The sequence below is a fragment of the Profundibacterium mesophilum KAUST100406-0324 genome (assembly GCF_009835145.1).
Lineage (GTDB): Bacteria > Pseudomonadota > Alphaproteobacteria > Rhodobacterales > Rhodobacteraceae > Profundibacterium > Profundibacterium mesophilum.
In genome coordinates, this window is sequence record NZ_APKE01000022.1 from 141,725 (window position 1) to 157,060 (window position 15,336).

At 66.6% G+C, this 15,336-nt stretch carries 14 protein-coding genes; 8 read left to right on the forward strand and 6 right to left on the reverse strand.

The features are described 5' to 3' along the window. The first annotated feature begins 255 nt into the window (after positions 1–255). Complete coding sequence (locus PMES_RS09585) at positions 256–879, forward strand: DedA family protein (RefSeq protein WP_159965489.1); 624 nt, start codon at positions 256–258, stop codon at positions 877–879. A 96-nt stretch (positions 880–975) separates the two neighbouring features. On the opposite strand, the gene polA is transcribed toward PMES_RS09585, so the two are convergent. Together polA and PMES_RS09595 are read right to left on the reverse strand one after the other, a co-directional pair. After that, the gene (polA, locus tag PMES_RS09590; RefSeq protein ID WP_159965490.1) at positions 976–3,771 is read right to left on the reverse strand and encodes a DNA polymerase I; all 2,796 of its coding nucleotides are present in this window, start codon (positions 3,769–3,771) and stop codon (positions 976–978) included. A 136-nt stretch (positions 3,772–3,907) separates the two neighbouring features. Further along, entirely contained in the window at positions 3,908–4,129 is a 222-nt protein-coding gene (locus PMES_RS09595; RefSeq protein ID WP_236549769.1) for a zinc-finger domain-containing protein, read from the reverse strand. 149 nt (positions 4,130–4,278) lie between these two features. Here PMES_RS09595 and PMES_RS09600 point away from each other — a divergent pair, with 149 nt between their 5' ends. Next, complete coding sequence (locus tag PMES_RS09600) at positions 4,279–5,214, forward strand: ABC transporter ATP-binding protein (protein ID WP_159965492.1); 936 nt, start codon at positions 4,279–4,281, stop codon at positions 5,212–5,214. A gap of 205 nt (positions 5,215–5,419) precedes the next feature. Continuing rightward, on the forward strand, positions 5,420–6,481 hold the full coding sequence (locus PMES_RS09605; protein ID WP_159965493.1) for a mechanosensitive ion channel family protein: 1,062 nt from the start codon (positions 5,420–5,422) through the stop codon (positions 6,479–6,481). Between the two features lie 43 nt (positions 6,482–6,524). On the opposite strand, the gene PMES_RS09610 is transcribed toward PMES_RS09605, so the two are convergent. After that, the gene (locus tag PMES_RS09610; RefSeq protein WP_159965494.1) at positions 6,525–6,908 is read right to left on the reverse strand and encodes an HIT domain-containing protein; all 384 of its coding nucleotides are present in this window, start codon (positions 6,906–6,908) and stop codon (positions 6,525–6,527) included. Between the two features lie 11 nt (positions 6,909–6,919). Then, positions 6,920–8,494 (reverse strand): DUF5928 domain-containing protein, encoded by a 1,575-nt coding sequence (locus tag PMES_RS09615; protein WP_159965495.1) that lies wholly within the window; start codon positions 8,492–8,494, stop codon positions 6,920–6,922. Positions 8,495–8,639: 145 nt separating this feature from the next. Between PMES_RS09615 and PMES_RS09620 the strand changes: the two genes are divergently transcribed. Together PMES_RS09620 and PMES_RS09625 are read left to right on the forward strand one after the other, a co-directional pair. After that, positions 8,640–9,458: a sulfotransferase family protein gene (locus PMES_RS09620; RefSeq protein ID WP_159965496.1), complete on the forward strand. Its 819-nt coding sequence runs from the start codon at positions 8,640–8,642 to the stop codon at positions 9,456–9,458. Positions 9,459–9,722: 264 nt separating this feature from the next. After that, positions 9,723–10,868 (forward strand): sensor histidine kinase, encoded by a 1,146-nt coding sequence (locus tag PMES_RS09625; RefSeq protein ID WP_159965497.1) that lies wholly within the window; start codon positions 9,723–9,725, stop codon positions 10,866–10,868. 80 nt (positions 10,869–10,948) lie between these two features. On the opposite strand, the gene PMES_RS09630 is transcribed toward PMES_RS09625, so the two are convergent. Next, positions 10,949–11,941, reverse strand: a complete 993-nt coding sequence (locus PMES_RS09630; RefSeq protein ID WP_159965498.1) for an adenosine kinase — start codon at positions 11,939–11,941, stop codon at positions 10,949–10,951. Continuing rightward, positions 11,938–12,582 carry an endonuclease III gene (gene nth / locus PMES_RS09635; RefSeq protein ID WP_159965499.1) on the reverse strand — a complete coding sequence of 215 codons (645 nt, stop codon included), beginning with the start codon at positions 12,580–12,582 and terminating at the stop codon, positions 11,938–11,940. Before nth ends, PMES_RS09630 begins: the two co-directional genes overlap by 4 nt. A 97-nt stretch (positions 12,583–12,679) precedes the next feature. Here nth and PMES_RS09640 point away from each other — a divergent pair, with 97 nt between their 5' ends. The 3 genes from PMES_RS09640 (at position 12,680) to PMES_RS09650 (ending at position 15,258) form a co-directional block, all read left to right on the forward strand. After that, positions 12,680–13,531: a methylated-DNA--[protein]-cysteine S-methyltransferase gene (locus PMES_RS09640; RefSeq protein ID WP_159965500.1), complete on the forward strand. Its 852-nt coding sequence runs from the start codon at positions 12,680–12,682 to the stop codon at positions 13,529–13,531. A gap of 108 nt (positions 13,532–13,639) precedes the next feature. Beyond that, complete coding sequence (locus tag PMES_RS09645) at positions 13,640–14,293, forward strand: YiaD family glycine zipper/OmpA-like lipoprotein (RefSeq protein ID WP_159965501.1); 654 nt, start codon at positions 13,640–13,642, stop codon at positions 14,291–14,293. 197 nt (positions 14,294–14,490) lie between these two features. Then, positions 14,491–15,258: a FadR/GntR family transcriptional regulator gene (locus tag PMES_RS09650; RefSeq protein WP_159965502.1), complete on the forward strand. Its 768-nt coding sequence runs from the start codon at positions 14,491–14,493 to the stop codon at positions 15,256–15,258. Positions 15,259–15,336 lie beyond the last annotated feature (78 nt).

Here is a 15,336-nt window from a genome sequence, read left to right on the forward strand (position 1 = left end):
GAAAATCTCTATCCCCTCCCGCCGGTGCGGCATCCTCTCGTTCGCGAATTGGGGATGCCTTCGCGTGGGAACAACCGGAGGGGCCGACCGGTTCCCGCCGGCCCGAAGCATTTCGGCGGCGTCGCGGCCAAGGGGCACCGCCTTCAGCACTCAGGCGCGCATCGATGCCCCGCCGACATCCGCCGCCCCCAAGTTCCATGCAACCCTCGCGCCTTTCGTGACGTTGCCAACCGCACGGTAAGGAAAGGCCATCTCATGTTCGATTGGATCACACAGCTCGTTGAACAGAGCGGCTATCTCGGCGTCATGCTCCTGATGTTCGCCGAGAACGTCTTTCCGCCCATCCCCTCCGAGCTGATCATGCCCCTTGCCGGTTTCTCGGCGGCGCGCGGAGACATGAACATCATCCTGGCCATCATCGCCGGGTCGATCGGCTCGCTCGCCGGCGCAATCATGTGGTTCTATGTCGGGGTCTGGGTCGGCAAGGACCGGCTCAAGAGCTGGGCGGGCAAGCATGGCCGGCTTCTGACCATGACCCCCGGCGATGTCGAGAAGGCCGATGCCTGGTTCGACCGCCACGGCAACAAGGCCGTCTTCGCCGGACGGCTGGTACCGGCGGTGCGCACCCTGATCTCGGTGCCCGCCGGCCTCTCGGGGATGTCCCTCACCCGCCTCGTGATCTATTCCGCCGCCGGAACGCTGATCTGGACCAGCATCCTCGCCGGGGCGGGATACCTGCTGCAGGGGCAATACGAGCAGGTTCAGGGCTGGCTGAACCCGGTTTCGAACGCGGTGATCGGCATCATTGTCCTGTGGTATCTCTACCGCGTCGTGACCTTCCGCAAACGCGTCGACCGCGAGACACGCAAGGGTCTCTGAGCGCCCTGCCCTTCATCTTCGCTCAAATACCTGCCGCCCCCCGAAATGTTCCGGCGGGCGCCCTGGACCGCGAGGCCGGTGCCGTCAGACCGCCGATCAATGCGCCGCGGCCCAGTTCTCGCCCGTTCCCGCCTCGACCGTGAGCGGGACCGACAAGCGGACCACCGGATCGGCGGCCCCCTCCATCACCGTGCGGGCCGCTGCGATCAACGGCGCCTCCGCGCCCTTCGACACTTCGAACAGCAATTCGTCATGCACCTGCAGAAGCATCCGTGCCGGCATCCCCTCGATCGCGGCTGGCATGCGGATCATGGCGCGGCGGATGACATCGGCCGCCGTTCCCTGGATCGGGGCGTTGATGGCCGCACGCCTGGCGAAACCGGCCTGCGGCCCCTTCGCCCCGATCTCGGGCGTGTTGATCCGGCGGCCGAAGAGGGTCTCGACATGGCCGTTTTCCTTGGCGAAGCGCACGGTCTCGTCCATGTAGTCGCGGATCCCCGGGAACCGCTCGAAATACCGGTCGATGAACCCCTGCGCCTCGGCACGCGGAATGCGCAGGTTGCGCGCCAGGCCGAAGCCCGAGATGCCATAGATCACCCCGAAATTGATCGCCTTCGCCTGTCGCCGGATCTCGGGGGTCATCTCCTCGAGGGGCACGTCGAACATTTCCGAAGCCGTCAGCGAATGAATGTCGATCCCTTCGGCGAAGGCGGTCTTGAGCTCGGGAATATCGGCGACATGGGCGAGGATGCGCAGCTCGATCTGGCTGTAGTCGAGCGCGACGAGGCAATGTCCCTCCTCGGCCACGAACGCCTCGCGGATACGGCGCCCCTCCTCCGAGCGGATCGGGATGTTCTGCAGGTTGGGATCGGTGGAGGCAAGGCGCCCCGTCACCGCCCCGGCGATCGAGTAGCTGGTATGCACCCGGCCTGTCTCAGGATGGATATGCTCCTGCAATGCGTCGGTATAGGTCGATTTCAGCTTCGAGAGCTGCCGCCAGTCGAGCACCTTGCCGGGAAGCTCGTGCTCGGTCGCGAGATCCTCAAGGATGTCGGCGCCGGTGCCATAGGCGCCGGTCTTGCCCTTCTTGCCCCCCGGCAACCCCAGCCTGTCGAAGAGGATCTCGCCGAGCTGCTTGGGGCTGGAGACCTTGAAATCCTCGCCGGCGAGGGTCCTGATCTCCTCCTCGAGCCCGGCCATCTTCTGCGCGAAGGCCCCCGACATGCGGCTGAGCGTCCCGCGATCCACCTTCACCCCCGCAAGCTCCATCTCGCGCAGGACCGGCACCAGGGGCCGCTCCAGCGTCTCGTAGACACGGGTGACGCGGTGGCGGTGCAATTGCGGCTTGAAGGCATGCCACAGGCGCAGGGTGATGTCGGCATCCTCGGCCGCATACCGGACCGCATCCTCGATCGGAACCCGGTCGAAGGTGATCGCCGACTTGCCGCTGCCCAGAAGGGGTTTGATCGGAATGGGCACATGGCCGAGATACCGCTCGCTCAGCACATCCATCCCGTGCCCGTGCAGCCCGCCATGCATCGCGTAGGACATGAGCATCGTGTCGTCGATCGGCGCCACGTCGATGCCATGTCTCGCGAGGATCTTGGCATCGTATTTCATGTTCTGGCCGATCTTGAGGATCGCCGGATCCTCCAGCATGGGCCGCAGCAGCGCCAGCGCCTCGTCGAAATCGATCTGCCCCTCGGCGAGATCGTCACTGTTGAACAGATCGCCGCTCTGAACGCCGCGATGGCGCAGGGGGATGTAGCATGCCTCGCCGGGCAGGACCGCGAGCGAGATGCCGACAAGATCGGCGCGCATCTCGCTCAGCGACGTCGTCTCGGTATCCACGGCGACATGGCCCACCGCGCGCGCCCTGCCGATCCAGCGCTCCAGCGCCGCCACGTCGCCGACCCGCTCGTAGGTCTCGGGGAAGGGCACCGTTTCGGCCGCCTGCCCCTGCGCCGCCGCGGGGGCGGGAGCGGCGGAAGCCTCGGGCGCGTCGGCCCCGAGCATGTCGGCCACCCGCCTGGTGATCGTGCGCAGCTCCATCCGCGACAGGAAGCCCAGGAGCTCGTCGGCGACCGGGGCCCTCACGTCCAGCGTGTCGAGATCGTACCCGAGATCCATTTCGCAATCGAGCTGGACAAGCCGCTTTGACAGGCGGATCTGCTCGGCATGCTCGATCAGGGTCTGCCGGCGCTTGGGCTGCTTGATCTCGCCCGCACGCTCCAGGAGCGCGTCGAGCGAGCCATACTCGTTGATCAGAAGCGCCGCCGTCTTGATCCCGATCCCGGGCGCGCCCGGCACGTTATCCACCGAATCCCCGGCAAGCGCCTGCACGTCGACCACCCGCTCGGGTCCCACGCCGAACTTAGCCTCGACCCCTTCGCGGTCGATCGTGGTGTTCTTCATCGCGTCGAACATCACCACGCCGTCGCCGACAAGCTGCATGAGATCCTTGTCCGAGCTGATGATCGTCACCCGGCCGCCGGCATCGCGCGCGCGGCAGGCCAGCGTGGCGATGATGTCATCGGCCTCGAATCCCTCCTGCTCGAGGCAGGCGATGTTGAAGGCGCGCGTCGCCTCGCGCGTCAGCGGAATCTGGGGGCGCAGATCCTCGGGCATGGCATCGCGATTGGCCTTGTAAAGATCGTACATGTCGTTGCGGAACGTGTGGCTGCCCTTGTCGAAGACCACCGCCGCATGGGTCGGCGCGTCGGGGCCGCGATTGTCCTCGATCATCTTCCACAGCATGTTGACGAAGCCCGACACGGCCCCGATCGGCAATCCGTCGGATTTGCGCGTCAGGGGCGGCAGCGCATGATAGGCCCGGAAGATGAAGGCCGATCCGTCGACCAGATGCAGGTGATGGCCCTTGCCGAATGTCATGGGATCGTCTCCGTTCTCAGTGGGATCGCGGACGCGCGGCATCCGCCGGGGCTATGCGCCGTGGCAATCGCACGGACAAGCCCCCGTCGCGTCCGGGGCATGGTTGGCAAGGGGGCACTGCCGCGGCCGCGCTGGATCAGGCCTCGTCGGAATGCCCGACGCTCTTGTCGAAATGCGCGCCATGGGCCGGGTCTGGCGCTCCCTCCAGCACGAAGCGCTTGTCGCAATAACCGCATTCCACCCAGCCGCGCGCCTCTGGTATCTGAAGCCAGACGCGCGGATGGCCCAGGGCTCCCTCGCCCCCGTCGCAGGCGACGCGGGTCTGGCTGACGGTTTCGGTTTCTGGCGCGCCGGGCACGCCGGTGGGCGGCAGATCGCCTTCGAGGTCGACGGGCTTCTCGGACATGCGATTGTTCCTTCAACTTGTCCCGCGGCGAGGCAGGCTCTAGGTCGGTGCGGATGATAGCGATCCGCAACCTGCGGACAAGGTGCGAATGGGACCGGAACATGGGCGATGAGGCAATCAGGATCGAGGGGCTGCGCAAGGTCTACGCGGCCAGGCGCGGCGAAAGCGCCAAGGAGGCGTTGAGCGGCATCGACCTGGAGATTCCGCAAGGCTCGATCTTCGGGCTGCTCGGCCCGAACGGCGCCGGCAAGTCCACGCTGATCAACATCCTCGCCGGGCTCGTGGTCAAGACCGAGGGGCAGGTCACCATCTGGGGCTTCGATCAGGACATCAACCCGCGCCAGTCGCGCGCCGCGATCGGGGTGATGCCGCAGGAGCTGAACATGGACCCGTTCTTCACGCCGCGCGGTGCGCTCGACGTGCAGGCAGGGCTCTACGGTGTGCCCAAGAGCGAGCGCCGCACCGACGAGATCCTCGAGATGATCGGCCTCACGGACAAGGCAGAGGCCTATGCGCGGACCCTTTCGGGGGGCATGCAGCGGCGCCTGCTGCTCGGCAAGGCGCTGGTGCACCGCCCGCAGATCCTCGTGCTCGACGAGCCGACCGCCGGGGTGGATATCGAACTGCGCCAGATGCTGTGGAAGAACGTGCGCCAACTCAACGCCGATGGCATGACCATCATCCTGACCACGCATTACCTCGAGGAAGCCGAGGAAATGTGCGACGAGATCGCGATCATCGACAGCGGCCGCGTCCTCGTGCGTGACAAGACGCGCAACCTCGTGAACCGCATGGACAGCAAGACGCTGGTGATCGAGCCGGCGAGCGCCGTGCCGCAATCGTTGCCCCTGCCCGATGGGGTGAGCATGGAGCAGCGCGCGGGCGGCCTCCTGGCCTTCACCTATGCGCGTTCGGCGACCTCGCCCGACGCGATCCTCGCGGCCCTGCGCGATGCCGGTGTCGGGATCAGCGATGTCAGCATCGAGCAGCCCAATCTCGAGGACGTGTTCCTGCAGATGACCCGCGCCGCGCGCTGAGGCACGGGCCTGACGCTGTTCTTGTCCGGCTCCGGTCCCCTGCGCCCCTGACCGGCCTCGCCTCCGTTCGGGTGCCGATACCCGCTCGCCGCGGCCGGTTTACCGGCCCGTTCCGCGCCCTCTCGCGCATTCGCGGCCCCGCGCCCTTCGGAACCCGATTGGTACCGGCGGGTTTGCCCGCCATCAGGTCAAGGAGAGCGAACACATGGAACAGGTCGATGCGGATGTCGGGAATATCTTCGACAAGATCGACGCTTGGGTCGATGGCTTCTTCCGCCTCCTGCCGAATATCGGCATCGCGCTCGTGCTCCTGGTGCTCTCCTGGTTCCTTGCCCTGTGGCTCGGCCGCGTCGTCACGCGCTCCGGCGCGCGGCGCGACCGGGAGAATCTCGGCGAGGTGGGAGGCTCGCTCTTGCGCTGGACGGTGTTCATCGTCGGCCTGATGCTGGCGGTGACGATCGTCGCGCCCTCGGTCACGCCGGCCGATCTCTTTGCCGGGCTCGGCATCGGCTCGGTCGCGATCGGCTTCGCATTCAAGGACATCCTGCAGAACCTGCTGGCGGGCATCCTGATCCTGCTGCGCCAACCATTCGAGGTGGGCGATCAGATCGTCTCGGGCGGGCATGAAGGCACCGTGGAGCGGATCGAGACCCGCGCCACCCTGATCAGGACCTATGACGGGCGCCGCGTGGTGATCCCCAATTCCGACATCTACACCGATGCCGTCATCGTCAACACCGCCTTCGACAAGCGCCGCTCGCAATATGACATCCTGATCGGCTGCTCGGACGATCTCGAGGCGGCCTGCAAGCTGATCGTCGAGACGGCCTCGGGCTGCGAGGGCGTGCTTGCCGATCCCGCGCCCGAGGCGATCCCGTGGGGCATGGATGCCGACGGCAATACCGTGCGCCTGCGCTGGTGGACCGCGCCCGCACGCGGCGACGTGGTCCAGACCTGGGGGCGCGTCATCCGAACCGTCTACAACGCGCTCAACGACGGCGGCGTCGATCTGCCCTATCCGACGCGGATGGTCCTTTTTCATGACCAGACCGAAGCGACCGATGGTGACCGGAGCGCCCAGCGCGAAGGCTGGCCGTCCTCGGGCCGCGATCCGGAAGCGCGCCGCATTGCCGATGCGATCGCGGGCGGCCGCGCGTCACGCCGAAAGGGCGAGGAGGGCAGTGACGACAGCGACGGTGCGCGCAACAGCAGCGGTGGCAGTGACGGGGATCGCGAGACCGCGCCGGCGCGCGGCGAGGCCAGCTAGGCCATCCGGCCCGGCCGCGCCCCGCGCCGCCGCGGCAGGCCCGTCACTCGGCGACGGCCAGCATCCTGCCAAGACGGCGCCCGCCGAGAATATGGAGATGGTAATGCGGGACTTCCTGGATCCCGTCCTTGCCGGCATTCGTGATCGTGCGGTAACCGCTCCCCTCAGCGCCCGGCGAGAGGTTCTTCTGCTTGCAGATCTCGGCCACCAGCCGTGCGAAGTCGACGATCTCCTCGGCGGAGGCATGCGCGAAGAAGTCGTCCTGATCGAGATACGGCTTGCGCGGGATGACCAGCACGTGGACCGGCGCCTGCGGAGCGATATCGTTGAAGGCGAGCGTGTGCTCGCTTTCCATGACGGTGTCGTTCGGGATCTCGCCGCGCAGGATCTTGGCGAAGATGTTCTGATCGTCATAGGCTGGGTGCAAGGGAAGTCTCCTCAATCGTCGAAAAGGGTGCCTTCGGCGAGGATGGCCCGGCAATCGGAGAGCGGCAATCCCAGAAAGGCGGCGAGGGCGGTAGCATTCTCGGCCCCGCTCGCGGCCTCGCGCAGCACGCTGATCGAGCGGAACTGCGCATCCCTTATCGCATCGCTCTCGCCGAACATCTTCCGCCGCAGCGCCCCGATCAGATCGAGAAGATCGCCCCCCTCCTGCGTGCCGCCGGCAAGGCCGATCCGCCGCGCATGACCCAGCAGGTCGTCATCGCCGAAACTGCACTCGATCTCGAGCATCCTGACGGAGGAGCGGTCCGCATCGAAGTCGCGCAGCAGCTCGATATTGGCCGGATCGAGACAGATCACCATGCGGTCGCTGCCGAACCGCTCGAACAGCATACGCAGGAGCGCGCGGCGATGGCGGGTGCGCTTGGCCATGCCGTTCTCGATTCCGCCGAGATCGGGCAGCGCGGCATGTTCCTCGTCGAAGACGAAGCCGACGCTCGGAATGCCGGCCTGCCGGTCGATGCGCTCGCGCAGGCGCTGTGCGACATGCCATTTCCGGCAGATCACGATCAGCAGTTCGCGCTCGCGCCCGAGGCTCGATTCGGTCTCCCAGAAGCGCGGGGCGAACCGCTGACCGATCCGCCCCTGCCCCGTCATGAACCGGTAGAGCTGCCGCCCGTGGCCGGACAGCGCCACCACCTCGTCCCGCGCCGCGTAGAGTGCGGCGAGACGCCGTTTAAGCACCCCTGCCTCGGCACTGATCTTGCGGGCGAAGAGAAAATCCTGTCCGCGCAGGAATTCGTAATGATCGTCGTAGAAAGTTGCCGGCATCCCGTATTCGGAAAAGGCGAGGAAGGTCGGGGCGCGGTTGCTGATCTGCGTGCGCGGCACGAGATGGCGCACGAGGGTCTGGAAGAAGATCTCGTCGGGGATCCAGGTGGTGCGGAAGAAGCGCATCACGTCGGGGCGCCGAGCGCAGAAATCGAGCAGCGCCTCGGCGGTCGTGCGGCGCAGGCACCACCACTGGCTGCCGATCATCATCGTCAGATCGAGCGGGACCGCCCGCTTCAGGCCCAGCGCCTTCTGCAGGTCGATCGACCGGTAGAAGAACCACTTGCGGCGGCGCTCGTTGAAGTAGTGGCGGTAGATGAGACGCTCGTCGCGAAAGCCCGTCTTGATCCATCCGCTCTCGAAATAGTCGAAGCTCTCGATGTGATCGACATCGGCGGCATCGAGAGCGCGGTGGATTGTATGGGCGGGCTTGATCGGCATGCAGTCGCCGGAAATCAGGTAGAGATGCGTGCATCTGGGAAACCGCGCCAGCGCCGTGTGCATCGCCGTCAGGCTCGCGGCGACGAGACTCCAGTCGCCCCAGCCGCAGCGCCGCGGCTTGACCAGCACGACATTCGGCGCCCGGCCCAGCGCCGCGCGCAGCTTCCTCATCTCGGCGCGGGGGGCGCAGGCGTCATAATGAAGAGCGACGGAATCGCCCGACGAGACGAGATCGCGCACCTGCGCGATAACCGCATCGGGGTCCTTGTGCGCCAGAAGGATATAGGCGATCTGTGCCATGGATGCGCCGCCCGATTTGCCTCTGCGCTGTCTTGCCCTTGGCCGTTCTTACCGCGAACAGCCATTGTATTGACAGGAGAGTTTTGCTTTTTTCAACGCTGACCCCGCGGCATCCGCGGGACTGCCTATGGGAGGGCCGCGGCCGATGGGGTTTCCTGGAACCTGGATGACCGAGAGCGAAAGCGTTCTTTACAGGGTGGTTCCGAAATGCGCCTGCTCGACCATCGGCCAAATCCTGCATTACAGCGATCACGGACGCTTCTACGACGGCGATATCCACGATGCGTCGGAGGGCCTGCACAAATGGGGCCAGCCGGCGAGCCGCCCCCTGATCGAGCGGGCGGTCAAGGGTCACGAGACCTATGCCTTCAGCTGCGTGCGCAATCCCTATGCGAGGGTGCTGAGCTCCTTTTTCGACAAGATCTGCGGCATTCAACGCAACGGACGGCGGTATCGCGGCAAGCTGGTGCCGCTCCTCGTGCAGCGATACGGCGTGGACGTGGGGGGCGAGGACGGAACCGCCCCGTTCGATCAGATCGCCAGTTTCAGGCGCTTCTTGCTTTTCGTCAGGGACACGATCCGCTGGCGCAAGCCGATGGATCCCGACATCCACTGGTCGTCGATGTCGGGGCATCTGTCGACCTTCATCCATAATGGCGGCCGGTATGACCGGATCTTCTGGTCCGAAAGCTTCACGGGGGGCATGGCCTCGGTTCTGGATGCGATCGACACGCCGCACCGGGTCGATCTGTCCCGGATCCCCCGCTTCAACGAATCCGAAGGGCATGGCCCGCCCCGCGCGCATCCGGTGGAAGATTTCTTCGACGATCTGTCGATGCATCTGATGTGGGAAATCTATCATCTCGATTTCCAGCTCTTCGGCTATGATTTCACGCGCCCATCGCAACTCGCCCCGGTGCGCGGGATCGACCTCGCCGAGGTGCATGCGCGGCTGGGCGAGTAGCGGCACCCCCGCAGGTCGCCTTCGGCTGAACAGCGCCCCCCGGCTCGAAGGCGCCCGGCTGCAGCGGAACCGGGGCATGTTTGCGGATCGGCGAGATTGCCGCCGGCCTCGCCGCGCACCTCTGTTGCCGTGTTGATACAGTAGGTGCGGCTTTCCAGGCATGACCGGGCAAGGTCCGAAAATAGTCTCAAACTTTTTGAGAATGATCCTCATCGGGCAGAAAGCCTCAGGCTCAAGCAAGACCGACACAGATCGAGGACGGACATGAAAATCTATGAATACATGGCGAAGCGCAATTGGCCGCACAGCTATTCAGGCAAGATCCTTCTTGTCAGCTTCATCGGTGTGCACGTGCCCATGTTCGGTGCCGTTGCCTATGCCCTTCTGGCCGATGCCACCCCCTTCACCGAACAGCTCGACGTCCTTGCCGCGATGCTGGTCGCGACATTGGTCGGCACCGGCGGCACGATGTTCGTGATGAACGCCCTGCTGGCGCCCGTGGTCGCCGCGACGCAAGCCGCCGATGGCTACTTGCGCGAAGGCCGCACGCCCCGCCTGCCGACCACCTACACCGACAGCGCCGGCGTGTTGATGAGCAGCGTGCAGGAATGCATCACCCGCCTCGACAGCTCGCTCACCACATCCGAACTCGCACGCAAGCAGATCGCCCATGAGCACAGCTCGAAATTCCAGATCCTGGCGGGCATGAAGCACGATTTCCGCACGCCGCTCACCCGCATCCTGGGCTTTGCCGAGCTGATGAAATCCGAGGCCATCGGCCCGGTCGGCGACGACAGCTATCGCCGGTTCGCCGCGACCATCGGGGATTCGGGACGCGAGCTGCTGCAGACGCTGCAATCCGTGCTCGACCTGTCGGATGCGCAGGCCCGCAGCCAGCTTGCCGAGGATAGCGAGGTGTTCGACCTTGCCGACATGGCGCAGGAGGCGATCTCTCTCGAACACCTGCACGCCCAGAAACGCGGCGTGTCGATCGAGCTGATCGCGCCGCCGGTGCTCGAGGTCTGCACCATTCCCAGCGCGGCCAAGAACATCCTGTCGGCGCTGCTGCAGGCCGCCATCGACCGGAACGTGCGCGGTGCGCAGGTCAGGATGGAGCTGGACGGCGAACGCGGCCTGGCCTGCATCTCGGTGCTGGCCGTGGGCGGACAACTCACCCTCGAGGATGTCCCCTCCGAATTGCAGCATTTCTGCGACAATCTGCCGAGCGGCACCGGGTCCAGGTCGAGCCGTCCCGAGACCTCGACGCCGATGACCCTGCGGATGTCGCTCCTTGAGACGCTGACGCGGGCCATCGGCGCCGAGTTCACGCTTGGCCAGGACGCGCGCGGCTGGGAGATGCAGGTCCTGATCCGGCCGCAACCGCTGATCGTGCCGCTCGCGGCCGAATAGGCGCGCGGCCGGGCCGCGCCGCGATCCGCGCGGCGGCCCTCGGCTTTCGCGCCCCGGACAGGCCCCGGGGCGCATTTCCTTCAGATCGACAGTTCCTCGGCGATCAGAGCGTTGAGATCTGTTTCGGCCCGGGCGCCGACATGGCCGATCACCTCGCTCGCCGCGATGCAGCCGATCCGCGCCGCGCGCTGCGGCGGATGCCCCTCGCATATCGCCCACAGGAACGCACCGGCGAAGAGATCGCCCGCCCCGGTCGCATCCACGACCTTCACCGGGCGTGCCGGGGCATGCTGCCTCTGGCCGCCATGCATCACATGCGCGCCCTGCGGGCCATCGGTGCAGACGAGGGTTTCGACCTGCCCGGCCATCGCCTCGAGCGCCGCGCCGAAATCCTTGGTCAGCTCCATCGCCAAAAGCTCGGCCCTGTTGCAAAACAGCAGATCGACATGCTCGGCGATCATCGCGCGGAACGCCTCGCGGTGACGCTCGACGCAGAAGGGATCGCTGAGCGTGAGGGACACGCGCCCGCCCGCGCCGCGCGCCGCCGCGATCGCCTTGGCGAAGGCCGCATGGCTTTCAGGGCCGTCGAAACGGTAGCCCTCAAGATAGATCCACTCTGCCTCGCGCATCTGCGCCTCGTCGATATCGGCCTCCGAGAGGAACTCCGTCACGCCCAGATAGGTGTTCATCGACCGCTCGCCGTCGGGCGTGACCAAGACGATGCAGCGTCCCGTCTCGGCCTCGTGATCGCGGGGGGCGCGCGCGGTTTCGTAATCGGCGCCCTGGGCGCGCAGGTCATGCGCGAAGATCGCGCCGAGCTGGTCGTCCTTGACCTTGCCGACATAGGCGCAGCGTCCGCCTAGGTGGGCGATGCCGGCGATCGTGTTGGCCGCCGAGCCGCCGCTCATCTCCTTGGCCGGTCCGATCCGGTCGTAAAGCGCGACCGCCCGTTCCATGTCGATGAGCTGCATGATGCCCTTGTCGATGCCGTTGGCCGCGAGAAAGGCTTCGTCGCAGGTGGCCAGCACGTCGACCATCGCGTTGCCGATACCGACAACCTGATACTTCTTCATTCCGTCTTGTCCTCGTATGCGCAGAGATCCCGGATCAGGCAGGCTCCGCATTTCGGCTTGCGCGCGACACACACATAGCGCCCGTGCAGGATCAGCCAGTGATGCGCGTGGCGCTGGTAGGGCGCCGGCACGTTGTCCTCGACCGCCCGCTCGACCGCGGCCACGTCCTTACCGGGCGCGATCCCGGTGCGGTTGCCGACGCGGAAGATATGCGTGTCGACCGCTTGCGAGGGATGGCCCCACCACATGTTCAGAACGACATTGGCGGTCTTGCGGCCCACCCCGGGCAACGATTGCAGGGCCGCGCGGCTTGACGGCACCTCGCCGCCATAATCCTCTTCGAGAATCCGGCTCAGCTTGATGACGTTGCGGGCCTTGTTGCGGTAAAGGCCGATCGACTTGATATGGGCGGTCAGCGCCTCCTCGCCCAGATCGAGCATCTTGCGCGGGGTATCGGCGATCTCGAAAAGACCCGCGGTGGCGCGGTTGACCCCCGCATCGGTCGCCTGCGCGCTGAGCGCCACCGCCACGAGGAGGGTATAGGCGTTCACGTGATGGAGCTCGCCCTTGGGCTCTGGCTCGGCCGCCTCGAACCTAGAGAAGATCTCGGCGATCGCGGAATAGGGCAAGGCGCGTGTCATCGCGCCGGTATGCCCCGGCGGCGATGATCGCGCAAGAACCGGGTCGCGCCGGCGCTCCTTGCCGCGCTAGCCTGCCGTGATGAGGGGAGTGCATGGCATGACGCAGCAAGGCGAGGAAGACGGCTATTACTGGAAGATCGTGCGCCGCGCGATCGCCAGCCTCGACGCGGCGAGCGAAGCCGGCGCGCCCCCCGTCCCGCTCGAGCAGATCGCGGCGGAGATGAATTTCAGTGCCGCGCATTTCCAGAGGCTCTTCAGCCGCTGGGCCGGCATCTCGCCCATGCGGTATCAGCAATACCTGCGCCTCGGCCATGCGCGCCGCCTGCTCGAGGAGCGTTTCACGGCGCTGGGCACCGCCGATGCGGTCGGCCTGTCGGGAAGCGGGCGGCTGCACGACCTCTTCGTCACCTGGGAGGCGATGAGCCCCGGCGCGGCCGCCCGGCGGGGGGCGGGTCTGACCTTGCGGACCGGCTGGGCAGAGGGCCCCTTCGGACGGATGCTGGGCACTGCCAGCCCGCGCGGGTTGTGCGGGTTGGCCTTTACCGAGGAGATCGGCGATGAGACGGCCCTCGCGCAGATGCGGGCCCGCTGGCCGGAGGCGCGATACAGCCACGATGACGCGGGCGTGGGCGCGCTCGTCGCCGCGGCGCTGGGCGGGCATGGCGGCGCCCGCCTCCACGTGATCGGCGCGCCGTTCCAGATCAAGGTCTGGGAGGCGCTGATGGCGATTCCCTCGGGCCATGTGAGCACCTATGGCGAGATTGCCGGCGCGATCGGCAGCCCGCGGGCGGTGCGCGCCGTGGGAACCGCCGTGGGGCGCAACCCGGTCGGATACCTCATTCCCTGTCACAGGGCCCTGCGCGCCTCCGGTGCGCTCGGAGGCTATCATTGGGGACTCCCGGTCAAGCGGGCGATGCTCGCACATGAATCGGCCCTCACGTCTCTGTGAAGGCGGGTGGCATTATTTCGCTCACTTTTCCGAGGGGACCCTGCGGCTTTCGTGCAGCCGCTCTATATAGCGGGGTGGAGATATGCATAATTGACGAGCGAGGATACCATGATCGCACTCAAGACCCCCATGCTGGTCGGCACCGCCGGCCTTCTTGTCCTGACCGCCTGCACCGATCCGATGACCGGCGAGCGCAACCGCACGCGCACCGGCGCGCTGACCGGCGCGGCCGTTGGCGCCGTCATCGGCGGCACCAAGGAAAGCGGCAATGACCGGCTGAAGAACGCGGCCATCGGCGCGGCGATCGGCGCGGCCGGCGGCGCGGCCATCGGCAACATTCTCGACCAGCAGGCCGCTGAGCTGCGCGACGACTTCTCGAACGGCTCCATCGACGTGGTCAATACCGGCTCCGAGCTGATCGTGCGCATGCCGCAGGACATCCTGTTCGCCACCGACAGCGCCAGCGTCTCCGCCGGCCTGCAGGGCGACCTGCGCGTTCTGGCCTCCAACCTGAACCGCTACCCGAACTCCGCCGTCGAGGTTCAGGGCCACACCGACAACACCGGTTCGGCCGCCTATAACCAGGACCTGTCGCAGCGCCGCGCCCAGTCGGTCACGCAGATCCTCGCCGCGAACGGCGTTTCGCAAGGACGCCTGCGCGCCGTCGGTTACGGTGAGAACCAGCCCATCGCCTCGAACCTGTCGGCCGAGGGCCGCGCGCAGAACCGCCGCGTGCAGATCGTCATCCGCCCGACGAACTGATCGGCCGCGCGCCGCCTGCGCGCAGGATGCGACACAAGGGACGGCCGGCTCCATCGGGGCCGGCCGTCGCCGTTCGGGGGAGGCCGAACGCATCCCGGCCGGGCCACGGACGACCCGAGGGCATGGGCTTTGCGATTGCCCCCGCGGGGCGCAGCGCCTAGATTGTCCCGCGCAGCCCAATCCGAGCCACCGCCTCCATGCCCTTCGAGAAAGTCCATCCCGAAAAGCTCGCCCGATCAGTCGTGCGGCAGATCGAGCTGCTTGTCCTGCGCGGCATCTTGCGGCCGGGCGAGCGCCTGCCGCCCGAACGCGACCTGTCGGAGAGGCTCGGGGTCTCCCGCCCGTCCCTGCGCGAGGCGATTGCGGAGCTGTCGCGTGGCGGCCTGCTCGTGAGCCGGGCGGGCGACGGGCTTTACGTGGCCGACGTGCTCGGCTCTGCCTTCTCTCCCGCCCTCGTGCGCCTGTTCGCCGAGCATGACGAGGCCAAGTCCGACTACCTGTCCTTCCGCCGCGACATGGAGGCGCTTGCCGCCGAGCGGGCCGCCCGGCTCGCATCGGCCACCGATCTGCAGGTCGTCGACGCGATCTTCACGAAAATGGAGACCGCGCATGCGCGCCGCGACAGCGATGGCGAGGCCCGGCTCGATGCCGAGTTTCACATGGCGATCATCGAGGCGAGCCACAATGTCGTCATGCTGCACATGATGCGATCGATGTTCGAGCTGCTGCGCGCCGGTGTCTTCTACAACCGGCAGATGATGTTCCAGCAGATGACGCGGCGCGAGACCCTTCTTGGCCAGCACCGGGCGATCAACATGGCGTTGCAGGACCGGGATCCGCAGGCCGCCGGTGCAGCCGTTCGCGCACATCTCGATTTCGTCGAGAACGCCCTGCGCGATCAGCAAAGGGCCGAGCGCAACGAAGCCATTGCGCGCCAGAGATTCCATCACGAGCAGGAACGCTAGACAGGCTGCCCCTCCATCGGTGATGTGGAAACAGTTTGGCGAGCAGAGGCGAACCGGCCCGGAAATGGAGACAGTATC